The organism is Paucibacter sp. Y2R2-4 (assembly GCF_025717535.1).
GTDB lineage: Bacteria > Pseudomonadota > Gammaproteobacteria > Burkholderiales > Burkholderiaceae_C > Paucibacter_A.
In genome coordinates, this window is the sequence record NZ_JAJIRO010000004.1 from 453,264 (window position 1) to 470,585 (window position 17,322).

9 protein-coding genes are annotated in these 17,322 nt (G+C 64.0%); 6 read left to right on the forward strand and 3 right to left on the reverse strand.

Translation table 11 applies throughout. The features are described 5' to 3' along the window. Positions 1 to 7: 7 nt before the first annotated feature. Both LNV06_RS17125 and LNV06_RS17130 read right to left on the reverse strand, forming a co-directional pair. Complete coding sequence (locus LNV06_RS17125; protein ID WP_263539509.1) at positions 8 to 2,947, reverse strand: TonB-dependent receptor plug domain-containing protein; 2,940 nt, start codon at positions 2,945 to 2,947, stop codon at positions 8 to 10. A 117-nt stretch (positions 2,948 to 3,064) separates the two neighbouring features. Next, complete coding sequence (locus LNV06_RS17130; protein WP_263539510.1) at positions 3,065 to 6,508, reverse strand: TIM-barrel domain-containing protein; 3,444 nt, start codon at positions 6,506 to 6,508, stop codon at positions 3,065 to 3,067. Between the two features lie 350 nt (positions 6,509 to 6,858). On the opposite strand from LNV06_RS17130, the gene LNV06_RS17135 reads away from it, so the two are divergent. Genes LNV06_RS17135 through LNV06_RS17160 form a run of 6 tightly spaced genes read left to right on the forward strand, consistent with a single transcriptional unit; the run spans position 6,859 to position 14,279 of the window. Beyond that, positions 6,859 to 8,046, forward strand: coding sequence for an AgaS family sugar isomerase (locus tag LNV06_RS17135; protein ID WP_263539511.1), 1,188 nt, complete (start codon positions 6,859 to 6,861; stop codon positions 8,044 to 8,046). Beyond that, positions 8,030 to 8,983 carry an ROK family protein gene (locus LNV06_RS17140; protein ID WP_263539512.1) on the forward strand — a complete coding sequence of 318 codons (954 nt, stop codon included), beginning with the start codon at positions 8,030 to 8,032 and terminating at the stop codon, positions 8,981 to 8,983. Before LNV06_RS17135 ends, LNV06_RS17140 begins: the two co-directional genes overlap by 17 nt. 34 nt (positions 8,984 to 9,017) lie before the next feature. Beyond that, entirely contained in the window at positions 9,018 to 10,373 is a 1,356-nt protein-coding gene (locus LNV06_RS17145) for a D-tagatose-bisphosphate aldolase, class II, non-catalytic subunit (protein WP_263539513.1), read from the forward strand. 51 nt (positions 10,374 to 10,424) lie between these two features. Then, positions 10,425 to 11,207 carry a transcriptional repressor AgaR gene (gene agaR / locus LNV06_RS17150; protein ID WP_263539514.1) on the forward strand — a complete coding sequence of 261 codons (783 nt, stop codon included), beginning with the start codon at positions 10,425 to 10,427 and terminating at the stop codon, positions 11,205 to 11,207. A 52-nt stretch (positions 11,208 to 11,259) separates the two neighbouring features. Then, a complete protein-coding gene (gene nagA / locus LNV06_RS17155; RefSeq protein ID WP_263539515.1) occupies positions 11,260 to 12,420 on the forward strand; it encodes an N-acetylglucosamine-6-phosphate deacetylase in 1,161 nt (386 codons plus the stop codon). Then, a complete protein-coding gene (locus tag LNV06_RS17160; protein ID WP_263539516.1) occupies positions 12,417 to 14,279 on the forward strand; it encodes an MFS transporter in 1,863 nt (620 codons plus the stop codon). The genes nagA and LNV06_RS17160 overlap by 4 nt, the downstream gene beginning before the upstream one ends. Here LNV06_RS17160 and LNV06_RS17165 read toward each other — a convergent pair. After that, positions 14,276 to 17,317, reverse strand: a complete 3,042-nt coding sequence (locus LNV06_RS17165; protein ID WP_263539517.1) for an ATP-binding protein — start codon at positions 17,315 to 17,317, stop codon at positions 14,276 to 14,278. The genes LNV06_RS17160 and LNV06_RS17165 overlap by 4 nt on opposite strands. Positions 17,318 to 17,322 lie beyond the last annotated feature (5 nt).

Sequence of the window (17,322 nt, forward strand, 5' to 3'; positions counted from 1 at the left end):
CGCCCGATCACCAGAACTTGTAGCTGGCCGACAAGCTGTAGACGCGGCCGAACAGGTTCAGGCTGTGGTCATAGCCTTCCCAGCCGTTCGGGTCGTAATAGGGCTTGCTGTTGAGCACGTTTTTGATATTGAGGCCCAGGTTCAAATCCTTCATCGGGGTCCAGTTGAAGCCCAGGCTGACCTCGTAATGCGATGGAACGCCGCCGCACTGGTTGGACGCCAAAGCCACGCCAGCGGCGGTGCAGGTGCTTGGGTTGTTGTCCACCTCGTCTGCATCGTCATAAGCCCATTTGCGGCTGCCGGTGTAGTTGACGAACAAGGTGCTGCCAAAGTTGTTCAGCTGCCAGGCGGCGCTGAAGGTGGCGCGCAGCTTGGGGTTCTCGTAATAGCCGACCTTGTTGACGGTGAAGCTGCCGGCGTCGTCATCCTTGTGCTTGTTGCGGTTCAGGATGGTGGCGGCCAGGCCCAGGTTCAAGCGGCCCAGATCGCCCAGGCTGAAGCGGGCGTGCGAGTCGATGTCAAAGCCGTCGGTCAGCGTGGCACCGCGGTTCAGATAGCGGTTGCTCATGCCGGCCAGCAGACCCACCGAGTACTTGGGCGCACCGCCCACGCAAGCCGCCGCATTCGCGGGGTTGGCGCACATGGCGGCCGCAGCGGCCATATTGCCCCGGTCTTCGTCGCTGATGGCACTGCGGATCACGCCCGGCGCGCCGGCCAGGGTGGGGCCGTATTGCTTGGCGTACTCGTCGTAGAGCTCCTGGAAGTCCTGGCGCACGATCTCGTTGCGGCGGTAGATGAACCAGTAGTCGGCCGAGATGTCAAAAGCCTTGGCGGGCTGCAGCACAAAGCCCAGCGTCGAGATCTTGGCGGTCTCGGGCTTGAGGTCTTTGTTTGGCGGCGTGAGGCCAGCGATATTGATGCTGCAGTCGCGGTTCAGCAGCGATTTGCCGAGGTCCTGGTCGGTGCTGCTGCTGGATTTCTTCAGCAGATTGGCCAAGGCATTGGTCTCGTCGCAGCGGATCTTGTCCTTCATGCCGCCGCGCTGGGCAAACACGCCGCCCTCGCCGGATTCGGCCAGATTGGGCGCGCGGAAGCCCTCGGAGTAAGTGCCGCGCAAGAGCAACTCGGGCATGGCACGGAACTTCAGGCCCACCTTGGGCGCCAGATTGGCAGCAAAGTTGGGGTATTTGTCCAGGCGCAGGGCTGCGTCCAGTTCCAAACTCTTGGTGATGGGCACGATGGCTTCACCAAACACCGCGCCAATGGTGCGCTTGCCGTCGAACCAAGAACCACCTTGCTGGGTGATGCGACCATCAGCCGCGTCCTTATTGCCGGGGGTGACAAAAGACTCTTGCATCAAGCTGGCACCAAAGGCAGTGCGCAGATCGCCGGCGGGCAGCTTGGCGACGGTGCCTTCGATCTTGCCGTCCAAGGTGACCAAGCGGGTCCAGGACTGGATGTCAAAGGTCGGGAAGGCCTCACGCACCAACTGCGCATTCTTTTCATTGATGACGCCGAACTCATAGGCTGGCTTGTCGGCAATGATTCTGCGGCCGCTCACTGGGTCGGTGGTGAAAGGGCCGAAAGCCTTCTCGAAGCCTGCCGTGTTGATATTGGCGGTCTGGAACAGGGTTGAGTGGCTGCCGGCCGCGCTCAAGGCGGTTTCATAGTCCCACTCACCCAGCGAGCCGCGCAGGCCGGCCACCACGCGGTAGCTTTCGTCCTTGTTCTTCTGGCCAAAGTGGCCCACCGCGTCTTGCAGCAGATAGGTCAGGCCGGCGGCGCCGCCCATCTTGTCTTTCAAAGCCGGGCTCAGCTTGTTATAGACGTTATTGGGGCCGAGGAAGGGGTTGACGAAAGTGTTGAGCGTGGTGCCGGTGTTGCGCGAGTACCAGTTGATGGTGCGGCCGCTATTGAAGGCGCCGGGCCCGTTTTCTCCGCGCATATCGATGCGGGTGAAGGCGGCTTCAGCAAAGCCTTCCATCGTCGGGCTGATGTTCAAGCGGCCGGCCAAATAGCCCGTGGCGCGGCTGGACTTGGGGCCGGTGTCCAGCTGGTAAGGCAAGGTGTTCCAGATGCAGCGCTTGCCCGAGGCTTCGGCAAAGGTGGTGGTGCAGCCGGGCGCGGGCTCTTGCGAGCGCGCATTGCCCTTGGCTTTGTCGAACACGAACAAGGTGCCGTTGTTGACCACGCCCGGCTCCGAGCCAATGCCCAGGCGGAAATTGCTGATGAAGTTCGGGTTGTTCTCGTAGTACTGGGCCGGACGCTTGTCGTAGGTGTCGGCCAGCGCAATGCGGTCGCGCTTGAACAGATTGATCGAGCCGTAGATATTGAAACGGTCGCGGTCAAAGTCACCGAAGCCATAAGTAGCGCTGGCCTGGTGTTCGCCAAAGGCTTTGACGTCGGCGGAGCGGTCGGTGCTGACCTTGACTTCCAGGCCTTGGTAGGAGCGCTTGGTGATGACATTGATAACGCCGGCCATGGCATCCGAGCCATAGATGGCGGAGGCGCCGTCGGTCAGAATTTCCATGCGCTCGACCGCAGCGGCCGGGATGGTGTCGATATTGACGAACTGGGTTTGGAAGCCCTCAGGCGCGCCGTAGAAAGACAGGCGGCGACCGTTCAGCAGCACCAGCGTGCCCTGCGCGCCAATGCCGCGCAGATTGGCTTGCGAAGCGCCATCGGAGCCGGTGAACATCGAGCGGAAGTCTTGCTGGCCCGGCTTGGCGGCGGGCAGATTGTCCAGCACCTGCAGCAAGGTGCGCGCGCCCATGCTTTCGATTTCTTTAGCGGTCACCACCTGCACCGGCGAGGCGGTTTCGGCATTCACCCGCTTGATGCTGGAGCCGGTCACTTCGACCCGCTCCAGCGCCTCGGTGTCGGCGGCTTGCGCCCATGAACTCAGTCCGGCTGCGGCCAGAACGGCCACCAATTTCGTCAGCTTCATTGCCTTCTCCTGCTTAGATTGGGGCGTGTTTTGCCGCCACCTTGTTGTCAACGGTGTTCTTCCCTGTGCCCGTGCTCGGGCCTGCTTGTGAGATGTCGCGCCTTGTAGCGGCGCTTGTTACTTCGCGTTCTTTTGCTTTCGCTTCGCACTCGGCGCGCCGGCCCCAAACTCGGCCCTCGCACCCTCTTGCCCGATCAGGGCCGCGTTGGCCCAGTTGCCGCAGGCCTGCGCCAGCGGCGTGCCCGCCAATGCCAGGCTGCGCAATTCCAGCTGGGCAATGCCCCGCACATCCAGCTCCGGCTTGACCACCGCCGGGGCTTGCAAGGCGCCGCTGCTGAAGAGCAAGCGGCCATCGCCCCACACTTGGAACTCCATACCGCCGGCTTTGCGGCAGCTGTCGTCATTGCCCACATCAGCGCGGAACAGCTGCCAGTTGCCGCTCAGATTCAGCGTCAGGCTTTGGTCCGGTCGCACACCCAGACCTTTGCGGAAGAGCAGGCCGTTCATGCGCATTTCGTTACCGCCGCTGGCGGGGCGATCCAGGCCAAGCTTTGGGCCAAACTTTTGCGCGCTCTGCAGATCGCTCAAGTAGCGCTGCTGCTCCTCGCCCTGCGCCGAGCGGTACTCCAGCACATGGAAGGCCGACAAAACAATCGGCTCCACCTCGCTGGCGGCCAGGGCATTGAAGGCCTTGGCCGGGGCCTTCTCCGGCTGATGGACGGCCGTCACCATAGCGTCCGTGTTATTGGCTGCATCGCCCTCGGGGTTGTGCGTGCTCAAGACCCGGAAGCGCAGCAGACGGCCGGCTGCCGGCTTGGCGAACTGAATGGTTTGCAGGCCCTCTTGCAGGCGCAGGCGGCCGGTGTGAACGGGCTTGCCCCAGTCGCCGTTGTTGTCGCCCAGATAGACCTCGTAGTCGCGGATCTGGCCGTGCTTCCAGTTCTTGTCATTGCGCGGCGCCAACTCCAGGCCGTCGATCAGGCGACGCTCGCCCAGGCCCAGTACCCACTCATGCGGGCCGGCGCGCATGGCCTGATTGCGCGTCGTGCGGAACCAAGTCTCGGGCTTGCCATCAAAGGCGTTCTCAATCGGATGGCCGGGCTCTTCGCCGGGGCGGTTCACCACGGTCAAGCTGTCAGCCGGCACCTGCCGACCCAACTCTGGCGCGGCGGGGAAGTCCTCGTTCAAAGTCTGCGGCGTTTGCGCTGCGATCTTGACGGTGAACTGCGCCGCATGCCGGATGGAGCGCTGCGCGGTCTTGATGTGAACGGTGCCGAACTTGTCTTGTGGGTCATAGAACCAGCCCTGGTTGGCAGCCTCAAAGGCCGCGCGATCGGCCACAGCCGGCAGCGACTGCCCGCCCAATTCGACGGCATCGGGCCGCGCCTGGGTGTGCACCATCAAGGCCAGGCTGCGCTGGGGCAGCTGACCGGCGTACTCACCCTGCACCGCGCCCACTTCAATGCGCACATCACCCACACCTTGGCTGGGCGCGCTCATGCGCACCGTCTGGCGGCTGCTCTTGCCTTGCTCGCGGTACTGGCGGGTCAGGCCGTCGTCTTCGTAAATCGTGCTGCTGGATTCGCCATGCGGATAAAGGTCCAGGGTCAGCTGATCTTTGGGCTTATGGCCATCAAACAGCATCTCGGGGTACATGGGCAGGATGGCACCGGCGCGCACAAACACCGGCAGCTTGTCCAGGCTGACCTGCAGATCCAGCACTCGGCCTTCGCGGCCAGCGCGGGCCAAGCGGCCGTCCCAGTAGTCAAACCACTGGCCTTCGGGCAGGTAGATGCCTTTGCGCCAGCCATTCGACGCTGCCTGGCTGCGGTAGACCGGCGCCACCAGCAACTCACGGCCGAGCAAGAATTGGTATTTGTGCGCTTCGGTGTAGGCATTCGGGTCTTGCGGGTGGTCCCACATCAGACCGCGCACGATGGGCGCACCGCTGGCCTCGGCCTCTTGGGCCAAGCTGTACATATACGGCGTCAACCGCATCTTCAGCTTCAGGTATTTGCGGTTGATGCTGCGGTAGGGCTCCTCATAAGCCCAGGGGTGTTTGCGCGCTTGGGCCGCCCAGCCGCTCATGCCCATCAGCACCGGGGTGAAGGTCTTCCACTGCAGATCGCGGGTGAAGGTCTCGGGGCTGCCGCCAAAGATGGCGTCCACATCACCGGTGGCGTAAACCTGGCCCGACAAGGCCGAGCCAATCAAGGTGGGGATGTGCCAGCGGATGTAGTCCCAGCTGCTGCTTTGGTCACCGGTCCAAGTCACGGCATAGCGCTGGATGCCGGCCCAGCCCATCACGGTCCAGAGAAAGGGCCGCGCGTCCGAGTTGTCAAGAATGCCGTTGAAGGCCGATTGGTTGGCGTCCATGGCGAACTGGTAGCCCTGGCCGGTCCAGGCCACATCGAGCTTTTGCGCGCGGCTGCCGGCGGTACCGACTTCCCACTTGATCTTGTCAACGCCGTTCTCGGTCCACAAGCCGGTGCGAAAGCCCAGCTCGCTCAAACCCTTCACCACCTGGGGCAGATCGGTGTAGCCGCAGCCATAGCCGTCGTTGGGCAAGATCCAGCCTCCGGGCATGTCGTGCTCGCGGTACTTCTTGGCCACCGAATCGATTACATCCGGCGTCTTGCCGGTGGGGCCATCGCTCCAGCCCTTGGGCACGGTGCCGGGCTTTTTGACGTTGTCGCCGTCGTTGTAGCAATCGGCATCACCGTACTCATAGGCCCAGCGCGGCAAGAGGCGGGCGCGGCCGGTCAGCTCGGTGTAACGGGCCAGCACATCACGGATGCTGTCGCCCACGAAGTAGTAAGCGTCGAAGCGGCCCTCTTGGTGCTGCAGGCTGATCTGCTCTTGCTGGCGCAGGTCATAGCTGCCGTCGCTCCAGGTGTTGCGCAGCATGCCCCAGCCGCGTGAGCTCATCAAAAAAGGCGCGGGGCTGGGCCGGTCGCCCTCTTCCCAGCCGCCCGAGTAAGACACTTCCAGCGGCTTGCCCTTGAATTCAAAGCGGCCGTTTTGCTGGCCGCCACCGAAGAAGCGCTCACTCTTCTGGCTGGCCAGGGTCTGCACCGCCAGCTTGTCGGACAGATCCAACCCTTGAGTCTCGCTCCAGACCGGCGTCTGGTTGTCGGCCTTGTAGAGCGCAAAGCGCAGCGGTTTTTTGTGGATGCGCAAGGCCAGCTGCGAGGTCTTCAGCAGCCAGTGGTCCCCCTGGTCCGCCATGCTGTGTTCCACCGCATCGGGGTACTGACCCACGACGATGGCGGCGGCCTTGTCTTGCGCGGGCAGCAGTTGGTCTTTGCTGCCGGCCCAGATGCGCAGCACATCGGCGCGCAAAAGGCTGATACGAACCCGAACCTTGGCGTCGGTGCGCAAGTCCCAGTGATGCTGGCCCTGACCGGCCGCTTGCTCGGGGGCGGCACCGCCGGGCGCCGTCACGGCGCTCAGATCCCGCAAATTCCCAATCGCTGCGGCCTGCGCCGCTCCCGCCCAAGCCAAGCTCAGCAAGGCAGCCAGGCCCAGGGGATTCAAGCGCGCTAAGTTTCTTGTTTTCACGGTCATCGATTGCGAAGTTTGAGCGGACTCTAGGCAGACCGGCTGTCACTGTCAAACCAACGAAAGCACAAACGAAAGATAAACCCAGGAAATTCAGTGAAAACCACTAGATTTTTTTGTTGAAATCGAAAATTAACAAGATAGAAAAGACTGAGGCTCAGCGCCATGAGGACACGAAAGACCCGATTAAATCGAAGCAAACTCGAAATCAGGTAAGTTTTTCCGCGACTCAGAACGAGAGCATCAGGCTCTGAGTACCCAGGTCAAATAACTTTCTTTTTCTTTTCTTCTTTGCTACAGTGAAAGTAATTCACGCCTTCGACGGATTCCACCGTCATGCCTCTTTATCTATGAACTCATTGCTCCATCGCACGCCAGCGGCTTGGCACGAACTGAAAGGTCTGCACACGGCCGAAGAAATTGGGCAGCAGGCGCGCATCTGGCGTGAGCTGGGGCAAAGCCTGCAGGCGCAGCAAGCCGAGATCGACGGCTTTTTGAATGAATGGCTGTCCAAGCCAGAGCATCTGGTGATCTTCACCGGCGCGGGCAGCTCGGCCTACTGCGGCGAAGCGGTGGTGGAGCGCGCCAACAAGGCCTGGGCCGCCGAGGTGCGCGCCGTGCCCACCACCAGCTTGATCAGCCACCCAGGCTTGTACTTGCAACGCGGCCGCCCCACGCTGCTGGTGTCTTTTGCGCGCAGCGGCAACAGCCCCGAAAGCCTGGGCGCGGTGGACCTGTTGCGTCAGCTGGTCGATGCCCCGCGCTTTTTGAACATCACCTGCAATGCCGAGGGCGAGCTCTACAGCCGCAATCGCCAACAGGCTGACACCCTGAACCTGCTGATGCCCGCGGCCTCTTGCGACCGCGGCTTTGCCATGACTTCGAGTTTCAGCAGCATGCAGCTGGCGGCCCTGCTGGCCTTTTCGACCGAAGCCTGGCCGCAACGCCTAGCCCGGCTGGAGGCCTTGGCGGCGCAAGCCGAGCAGCTTTTGCAAGACTGGGCCGCGCCGGTGGCCGGCTTGGCAGAGCAGCCTTTCACCCGCATCGTCTATCTCGGCAGCGGGCCGATGGAAGCCCTGGCCAAAGAGGCGGCGCTGAAAGTGCTGGAGCTGACCTGCGGCCGGGTGCTGGCCTTCGCCAACACGCCGCTGGGCTTCCGCCATGGCCCCAAGTCCATTCTCGACAAGAACACGCTGGTCTTACTCTTCCCCTCCAGCGATGCCTATGCGCGCCGCTTTGACGAAGACCTGCTGGCCGAGCTGCGCCGCGACCAAGTGGCCGGTCGGGTGATTCAGGTGGGCTTGAGCAGCCCGACCGAGGCCAACTCCAACGCCGAATCGCTGAGCTGCCAGCCCTCGCCCGAGCTGCTGGCCGGCGGCGATGAGTGGCTGGCGCCGCTGTGGCTGCTGATGGCGCAGCAATATGCGCTGCAGCGCTCGGTCAGCCTGGGACTGACGCCAGACAACCCCTTCCCCGACGGCACCGTCAACCGCGTGGTTCAAGGCGTGACCCTGCACAGCTATGACGAAGCCCGCTGAAATCCATTACGGCATCGACATCGGCGGCAGCAAGATCGAGCTGGTCGCCTATGGCGATGCCGAGCTGCTGGAGGAGCGCTTTCGCAAGCGGGTGGCCACGCCCTTGCACAGCTTCGACGCTTTCTTGGATGCGGTCTGCGGCCTGGTGCAAGAAGCCGATGCGGCCTTGGGCAGCCCCGGTTCGGTAGGTCTGGGCGCACCCGGCGTGACCGATCCGCGCAGCGGCCGCCAGCTCAGCTCCAATGTGCCAGCCTTGAACGGCCAGGCCTTGGGTCCTGCCCTGCAGGCGCGCTTGAACCGACCGGTGTCCATTGGCAATGACTGCCAATGCTTTGCCCTGTCTGAAGCCCATGGCGGCGCGGCGGCCGGCTACCCGAGCATGTTTGGCGCCATCATCGGCACCGGCGCGGGCGGCGGCTTTTGCCAAAACGGCCAGCTGCTGCGCGGCCGCAATGGCCTGGCCGGCGAATGGGGCCACAGTGCCTTGCCGGCTCTGTTGCAGCAAAAATACCAGCTGCCGCTCTGGTCTTGCGCTTGCGGCCTCACCGGCTGCTTGGAGCGTTATGTCTCCGGCTCGGGTTACGCGGCGCTGTACCGCTATTTCAGCGGCGGCAAGACCGAGTCCATGCTCGATGTGCCGGCCATTGAAGTGCTGGCCGAGGCCGCCGATCCACTGGCCTTGAAGCTGCGCGAGATGCATCTGGACCTGCTGGCCTACGGTTTGGCGCAGCTGGTCTTGATTGAAGACCCGCATGTGATCGTGCTGGGTGGGGGCTTGTCCAAGCTTCAGCGCCTGTATGCCCAGCTGCCCGAGGCCATGGCCCGGCACCTGTTCGCCAGCGTGCAAGTGCCCGAAGTGCTGCCGCCCCGCTTTGGCGATGCCGCCGGCACACGCGGCGCCGCGCTCTTGGCCCTGCAAGCCGCTCATTTGGCATAAGCCGCCTCAAATCTCCCACGGAATTCTTCAGCTCATGTCTTCTTTGCTTCTTGATTTGATGGCCCGACATCGTCGCGGTGAAGCGGTCGGTATCTACAGCGTTTGCTCCGCCAATGAGCATGTCTTGCGCGCGGCCATGGAAGTGGCCCAGCAATACGGCGGGCCGCTGCTGATCGAGTCCACCTCCAATCAGGTGGATCAGTTCGGCGGCTACACCGGCATGACGCCGCCACAGTTCCGCGAGTATGTGCAGGCGCTGGCGCGCAGCCAAGGCTTCGCTGTAGACCGCTTGATTCTGGGCGGCGACCACCTCGGCCCGAATGCCTGGCAGCATCTGCCGGCTCTTGAAGCCATGGGTCATGCCCGCGAGTTGATCCGCGCCTATGTGGCCGCCGGCTTCGAGAAGATTCATCTGGACTGCAGCATGTCTTGTGCAGACGACCCCCAGCGCCTGCCCGACGAAACCGTGGCCGAGCGTTCGGCCGACTTGGCACGGGTGGCCGAGCAGGCCGCCCAAGCCGCTGGACTGACGCCGCCTTGCTATGTGATCGGCACCGAGGTGCCCATCCCCGGCGGCGAAGCTTCGCTGGAAGCGGGCCTGGCCGTCACCACGCCCGAGGCGGCGGCGCAAACGCTGAAGGTGCATGCCCTGGCCTTCGCCAGCCCCGATCTGCAAGCCGCTTGGGGCCGCGTGATCGCCATGGTGGTGCAGCCGGGCGTGGACTTTGACCACAGCAGCATTCATCACTACCGGCCCGCTGAAGCGACGGCGCTGTCCCAGTTCGTCACCGAACAAACCGGCCTGGTCTTCGAAGCACATTCCACCGACTACCAAAGCGAAGCCTCGCTGCACGCCTTGGTGCGCGACCATTTCGCCATCCTCAAGGTCGGGCCGGCGGTGACCTTTGCGCTGCGCGAAGCTTGGTTTGCGCTGGCTGCGATTGAAGCGGCCATGCTGCCGGCCGAGCGCTGTTCGCGCCTGCCCGAAGTCTTGGACGCGGCCATGCTGGCCTCGCCCAAGCAATGGCAAAAGCACTACAGCGGTGATGCCGCCACCCAGGCCTTGTTGCGCGCCTATGCCTTCAGCGACCGTTGCCGCTACTACTGGGGCGAGCCCCAGGTGCAAGCCGCGCTGGACAACCTGATCGCCAATTTGGACGCTCTGACCCTGCCGCTGCCCTTGCTGAGCCAGTTCATGCCCGAGCAGTACGCGGCCGTGGTGCAGGGCCAGCTCAGTCGCTCAGCTGCGGCCCTGGCCCAGCACCGGGTCGGCCAGGTGCTGGCGCAGTACGCGCGCGCCTGCGGCGGCCGCCTGAGCCTAGAACCAGAAGCAGCAGCAAGTGGCGAACGTTCGCAGAGCGCCCCGACGCTCGAAAGCTCTAATGCCTAATTTCTTTCGATCTCTTATGCTGAGGCCATCGATCGAAAGCTGAATTTCGCCATGAGCACAAGAAATACCGGCAAACGCCGCGAACAAATCCTGCATCTGTTGATGGAGCACGGCAATGTGCAGGTCTCCGACCTGGCACCCATGCTGGGCGTGTCGGCGGTGACCATTCGCACCGACCTGAGCGCTTTTGAAGAGCAAGGCCTGGTCACGCGCAGCTATGGTGGCGCCACGCTCAAGCGCATGCCACCGCCTGAGCACAATATCCGCCAGAAAGACACGCTGAACAGCAGCTTCAAGGAGCGCATCGGCCTACGCGCCGCGCAAATGGTGCACAGCGGCGACAACATCATCATCGACTCCGGCACCACCACCATGGCGCTGGCGCACCAGCTGCGCAACCGCAGCGAGCTGCATGAGGTGACGGTGATGACCAATGGCCTGAACATCGCCTGGGAACTCGCCGATGCCGAAGGCGTGGAGCTGATGCTCAGCGGCGGCCTCTTGCGCAAGAAATCGCTCTCCATCCTGGGCACCCAAGCCGAAGCCGGCTTGAGCGGCTACAACTTTGACAAGCTCTTCCTGGGCGTGGACGGCCTGGACCTGCAGTTCGGCCTGACCACCCACCACGAGGCCGAGGCACGCCTGAACCACATGATGGTGGAGCGCGCCAAAAAAGTCATCGTGCTGAGCGACTCCAGCAAGTTCGGCCGCGCCAGCCTGCACCGCATCGTGCAACTCGACCGGGTCCACATGCTGGTGACCGATGCCGGCATCAGCCCCGAATACCGCGAAGGCTTGCAGCGCCTCGGTATCGAGCTGGTCATCGTGGACTGAACAAAAGCCTGCCCCGCGCGCCCGACCGGTCTCCTCTCTTCTCACCCTTGCCATGACTTCCTCTCCCTCGCGCCTGTCGGGCCGCATCCTCACCCCCTCGGGCTGGCTGCTCGGCCATGTGGACTACAGCGACCGGGTGCTGCGCCTGCATGAAGACTCGACGGTGTCGCCGGATCGGATCATCCTGCCCGGCTTCATCGATCTGCATGTGCATGGCGCCGCTGGCGTGGACATCATGGAAGGCGCTATGGAGGGCCGCAACAGCGCCGAACAAGTCGCCCGCGCTCACGCCCAACACGGCACCACCGCACTGCTGGGCACGACGATGACGGCCAGCCCGGCCTCCATCGAACATGCGCTGGAGGGCTTGAGCGCCGCCATCAGCGAGCGAGCCGAGCGCGGCTCCGGCATGGCCCGCATCCTCGGCGTGCATCTGGAAGGCCCTTTCATCAGCGCCAAGCGCCTGGGTGCGCAACCGAATGTGGTGTGCTCCGCCACGCTGGAGGTGGTGCGCCACTATCACGCCATCGCCCCAATCAAGGTACTGACCCTAGCGCCTGAGTTGAGCGGGCATCTGGCCTTGATTCCGCAGCTCAATGAGCTGGGCATTCGGGTGCAGATCGGCCATTCGGCCGGCAGCTATGAGGACGGCCTGGCCGCGCTGCAGGCCGGCGTGGCCGGCTTCACCCATTTGTTCAACGGCATGACGCCGCTGAACCACTACCAGCCCGGCATCGTTGGCGCGGCCCTGGCCCATGCGCAGTTCGCCGAGCTGATCCCGGATTTGCAACATGTGCACCCCGGTGCCATGCGGGCCGCGATACGGGCAATTCCGCAGCTCTATTGCGTGACCGACGCCACCTCAGCCACCGGCATGCCGGACGGCGAGTACGCGCTCGGCTCACAGCGGGTGCTGAAGTGCCTGGGCTGCGTGCGCCTGGCCAGTGGCTCGCTGGCCGGCAGCGCCCTGACCATGGACCAGGCCCTGCGCAATCTGTGTGAGATCGGCATCGATCTAGCGGCGGCTTCACACATGCTGTCGCGCAACCCGGCCGACTATCTGGGCCTGCCCGATCGCGGCCGCATCGAGCCCGGTGCCTGGGCCGATTTGCTGGCCTTCGACTCTGATCTTCAATTGACATCCGTCGTCATCGAGGGCGAAGCATTGACGCTGCAGCCCGCCCCCCATTCCGCCAAGGACAGCGCCCCATGAGCAGCAGCCCATCGACCTCAGCCCCTTCAAGCTTGGGCGCCACGCCGCTTCAGCAAGAGGGCGCGCATTGGCGCATGCGCTATATGCTCTTCATCGCCGGCATGGGCGGCCTGCTCTACGGCATTGACATCGGCATCATCGCCGGCGCCCTGCCCTATTTGGAGTCCACCGCCTCAGTGCTGTGGAAGCTCAGCGCCCAGCAGCTGGGCTTCATCGTCGCGGCCGTGCTCTTGGGCAGCGTTTTGTCCTCGCTGTTTGCCGGCGCGCTGGCGGACTGGATCGGCCGCAAGAAAGTACTGATCCTCAGCGGCGCACTGTTCACGCTGAGCATCCCTTGCATCGCCCTGGCCGAGGGCTACACCCCACTGCTGCTGGGCCGGCTTTTGCAAGGCATCAGCGGCGGCCTGATCGGCGTGGTGGTGCCGCTCTATCTGGCCGAATGCCTGGGCGCCGACAACCGCGGCCGGGGCACGGCCATGTTCCAGCTGCTGCTGACCATAGGTCTGGTGTTGGCTGCGGTGATTGGTCTGCACTATGCCCGTCAGGTGGAGGCCGTCAGCCTTTCCGCCCAAGCCTTGGGTGACGGTGGTGCGGCACTGTTTGCCGCCAAGGATCAAGCTTGGCGCAGCATTTTCTGGATCTGCCTGCTGCCCGGGTTGGTCTTCACCGCCGGCAGCCTGGCGCTGGGCGAGTCGCCGCGTTGGTTGTTCCGCCGTGGCCGAAAATCCGAGGCCTTGGCGACCTTGCAGCGCAGCCGCAGTGCCGAACAAGCGCAGGCCGAGTGGCAAGAGATGCAAGCGCTGGCCGCCGATTCCAATACGGATTCAGGCAAGGGTTCGGCCACCGATGCCCTGCTGAGCCGCCGCTATCTCGCCCCGTTTTTTCTGGCCTGCGTGATCCTGGCCTGCACCCAGGCCACGGGCATCAACTCCATCCTGGCCTATTTGGTCACCATCTTGCATCAGGCCGGCCTGCCCGGCTCCAGCGCCAATGCGGCCGATGTCGCAGTCAAGCTGCTGAATGCCTTGATGACGGTGGTGGCGGTGGTCTTGGTGGACCGCAAGGGCCGCAAGTTCTTGTTGATGCTGGGCAGCGGCGGCATCTGCTTGTCCTTGCTGCTGAGCGGCCTCTTGTTCTGGCAAGCCGAGCGCGGCCGCCAAGACATTGCCCCCGCGGTACAAGCCTTGGTGCAAGGCGACAGCCTGAGCATGAAGCTGGACGACGCTTTCTTGCAGGCACAAGGCCTCTCCAGCCAGGGCCAGCCGCAGCAGCTGACGCTGGCCTACTCTTTTGGTGACTTCAGCAATGTGCAGACGCGCCGCAGCGATGATCTGGACTTGAAGAGCCTGCAAATCGCCCGCGCCGACACGGTGCAGGCCGACAGCGTCATCGGCGCCTTCTTCCGCCGCCTGCACCTGAACCCCTTCGCCGACCCCGCCAGTGCCGCCACTGCGCCGCTGAAGATTGAGCAAGCCTGGATCGGCCCGGTGCCCAGCGAAAGCCATGGCTGGCTGGTGACCGCCTGCATCTTCGCCTTTGTGGCCTTCTTCGCTGTCGGCCCCGGGGTTTGCGTCTGGCTGGCCTTGTCAGAGCTGATGCCCACGCGCATCCGTTCCAACGGCATGAGCATCGCGCTGCTGATCAACCAGTTTGTCTCGACCACCATTGCGGCCGTCTTCCTGCCCACCGTGGGACACCATGGTTATGCGGCGATGTTCTTCTTCTGGGCCGGCTGCACCGTGGTCTACTTTTTGACCGCTAGTTTCTTGCTGCCCGAAACCAAGGGGCGAACGCTGGAGGAAATCGAGGCTTTCTTCGCTCGCAAAAGCAATAACAATAGCAAAAAAGCCTCGGCTTAAATCTGCACCCGCAGTTGCTGGGCGCGGCGCAGATGCCAGGCCATGTCCAGGCGCTCAAAGCTGGCACTAGCCTGGTCCAAGAGCGCTTGCGCTGGCTGGCCCAAGGCGATGGCCATCTCGGCCGCGCAGAGCTGGTTGAGCGCCGACTCATGGGCCGAGCCACGCAGGGCCGCCACCCGTTCGGCCGCCGCCAAATAGCGCTTGATTTGATGAGGCTTCGAATCGGCCAGCGCCAGCTTGGCCGCCGCACGGTAAGCCATGGCCACGCCAATCCAGTCGCGCTGACGCGAACGCATCAGCGCCTTGGCAATCTGCTGGCGCGCACCAGCCCGGTCACCCTGATCGGCCAAGACCTCGGCCAGCCAGCCATGGTTGAAGGAGCTGAACAAACCGCCGCCACGCGGCGCCAGCCATGCAATCGAGTCCAGCAAGGCCGCCGCAGCGCCCTCGCTGCGCTCCTCCATCCAAGCCCCGTAAGCGCCGGCCGCATGGCCCATAGAGAAGGTGAACAAGCTGCGCACGCGCCCGCCGATGCGGTGCGCTTCATCGGCGCTCTGGCGCGCCTCGGCCCAACGGCCTTGCCACAACAGCACCGCCGCCCGCCAGCCTTGCACCGAGGCCTCGACCGGCAAATTGCTGCCGCGCACATAGGACAAGGCTTCATCAAAGGCCTCATGGGCCGCCAGAAAATTGCCCTGATCACCCAGCACATAGGCCTTGCAAGCCAAGGAGTAAGTGCGGCCGATCGCCGGCCGGCCCAGGCTGGCCAAGGTCCCCGTGCCAGTGCTGCTGTCCTTCGGGCGCTGAAAGCCCAGCGCCTCATCCAACAAGCGCAGCGCCGCCGGGTAGTCCGCGGCAGCTGCCAGGATCTGCCCGCGGGTGCCGCGCAGCTGCGCGCCCAGGGCCGCATCCCCCGCCTGTTCAGCCGCGAGCAGGCCGTGCTCGCAGTGCCGCAAACCGGCCTTGGCATCGCCCAGCGCATAGCTGACATAACCCAACCAATACTCAGCACGCGCGATCTGCGCCGCATCGCCGCCCGCCAGCGCCAGCTTGGCCGCATGCTGCAAAACGCGCAAATCGGCCCGCGAGGCATCGAACACGCAGGCCAGGCCGAAGCGCTGGGCAATCGACACCCAATGCGCGTCAAGCGCCGCGCTGGGTGGCTGATGCTCCAGCGCGACCAAGGCCGCGCGGTATTGCTTTTTGGCGCGATCCAAGGCGGACGAAGCCAGTGCCTGATCGCCCGCTCTTTCGGCGTGAAACACCGCCTCTTCCCATTGGCCGGCGGCGCCGCCGTGATAGGCGAGCAACTCATCGGTAGGCTGGCGCGGCGTGCTGTCGATCTGCGAGCGCAGCTCGGCCGCCACATGCCGGTGCATGGACTGGCGCTCATGCCAACCGATCGACTCATAAACCACGTCACGCGTGATGCCGTGCTTGAAACGCAAGAAACCGGCGCGTCGATCGGGGAAGACGAAGTCCTGCTCGGCCAAGGCCAGCACCGCCGGGTCACGCTCGCCGCAGCCGGTCAGGCGCTCCAAAAGCCAGGCGGGAATGACATTGCCAATCACCGCGGCGGTGCGCAGTAAATGAGCTTGAGCGGCCGGCAAGCGCGCCACCCGCGATTCGATCAAGGCCGACAACCAGGCTTGACCGACTTGCTCGCGCTGCAGCTGGGGCGACTGCGCAGGCCGGGATCCGATTTCATGCTTCAGCGCATGGCACAGCTCTTCGATGAACAGCGGGTTGCCGCCTGCATGACGCTGAATCTCAGCGGCAATGAAGGGGTCGGTAGTCGGCAGCAGATGCACGACGGCATGAGCCGACTCGCAGTCGTTGAAGGGCCGCAGATCAATGACTTTGAGCTCGGACTCGTCGCGCACCGGCGCCAAGTCGGGTAAGGCCTCATCCATGGGCTGCGGCCGCGTGGCCGTCAACAAAAGCAGGGGCAGCTGGTGCTCGACGGCCATCTTCTGCATCCGATGTAGCAGCAACAAGCTGGCGTCGTCGGCCCATTGCAAATCGTCGATGCACACCAGCTGTGGGCCTTGTCGGGCCAAGTCGGCGATCAGACGCAACCATGCGGCCGGGCGCTCCACCGGCTTGCTGTTCAGCACGGCAGCGGCAGCCGCTTGCTCTTGCGTTTGCAGGGCACGCAAGATCTGCAAATAGGGTTGCAGCGGCTCGGCGCTCAAATAGCTTTCGCAATAGCCCCGGTGAACCTGGCAGTTACGCTCGGCGGCCCGACTGAGAAACTCCTCGGTCAAGCGGGTCTTGCCCATGCCGGCATTGGCGCGCAGGCTGATCCAGCGCGGCCGCCCTTGCATGGCATGCTCCAGGGCCTCTTCCAGCTGCGCCAACTCCTGAGCCCGACCCACAAAGGGCGACAAGCCGCGCAAAAGACTGGCCTCGAAACGCCGCCCGATGGCGCTGCGCCCCAGGATGGCATAAACGGTCAGCGGGCTGCCGCGGCCCTTCAGTTGCAACTCGCGGCGTTCGCTGGTCTGGAAGTAATGGCTTTGCAAGCCCAGCGTTTCCTCGCTGACCAAAATCTCATCGGCACCGGCCTCGTCGGACAAGCGCGCCGCAAAGTTCGGCGTGTTGCCCAGCAGTTCGAAGCGACCGCGCACCGAGTCGCCGTCTTCCATCAACACCAGGCCGGCGTGAATGCCGGTGTGCAGGCTGAGCGTCTGCCCGTGCGGCCACAGCGCGGCGCCATTCGGCGGTTGCAGGCAGCGCACCGCTTGGTGTAACTCCAGGGCGGCCTCGGTGGCGCGACGGCCGTCATCTTCGCGCACCTCGGGGTGACCAAAAATGGCCAACATGCCATCGCCCTGGATGCGCACCACCGTGCCGCCATGACGCGGCACCACGCTTTGGTACAGCGCCCGCAAGTCGGTCAGCATGACGGCGTAATGCTCGGTCTCCATGCCATCGGCCAGCCGAGTCGACTCGGACAGGTCGGCGAACATCACGGTCAGGTTGCGTCGCTGCCCCATTGCTTGCAGCGTGGACGCACGGGGATTCGGCTCGGTCATGGCCT

Bases quoted from the DNA above. Each gene is read 5' to 3' on its own strand.
- LNV06_RS17135 (WP_263539511.1), top strand. From the start codon at position 6,859: ATGAACTCATTGCTCCATCGCACGCCAGCGGCTTGGCACGAACTGAAA.
- nagA (WP_263539515.1), top strand. From the start codon at position 11,260: ATGACTTCCTCTCCCTCGCGCCTGTCGGGCCGCATCCTCACCCCCTCG.
- agaR (WP_263539514.1), top strand. From the start codon at position 10,425: ATGAGCACAAGAAATACCGGCAAACGCCGCGAACAAATCCTGCATCTG.
- LNV06_RS17125 (WP_263539509.1), bottom strand. From the start codon at position 2,947: ATGAAGCTGACGAAATTGGTGGCCGTTCTGGCCGCAGCCGGACTGAGT.
- LNV06_RS17165 (WP_263539517.1), bottom strand. From the start codon at position 17,317: ATGACCGAGCCGAATCCCCGTGCGTCCACGCTGCAAGCAATGGGGCAG.
- LNV06_RS17140 (WP_263539512.1), top strand. From the start codon at position 8,030: ATGACGAAGCCCGCTGAAATCCATTACGGCATCGACATCGGCGGCAGC.
- LNV06_RS17160 (WP_263539516.1), top strand. From the start codon at position 12,417: ATGAGCAGCAGCCCATCGACCTCAGCCCCTTCAAGCTTGGGCGCCACG.
- LNV06_RS17145 (WP_263539513.1), top strand. From the start codon at position 9,018: ATGTCTTCTTTGCTTCTTGATTTGATGGCCCGACATCGTCGCGGTGAA.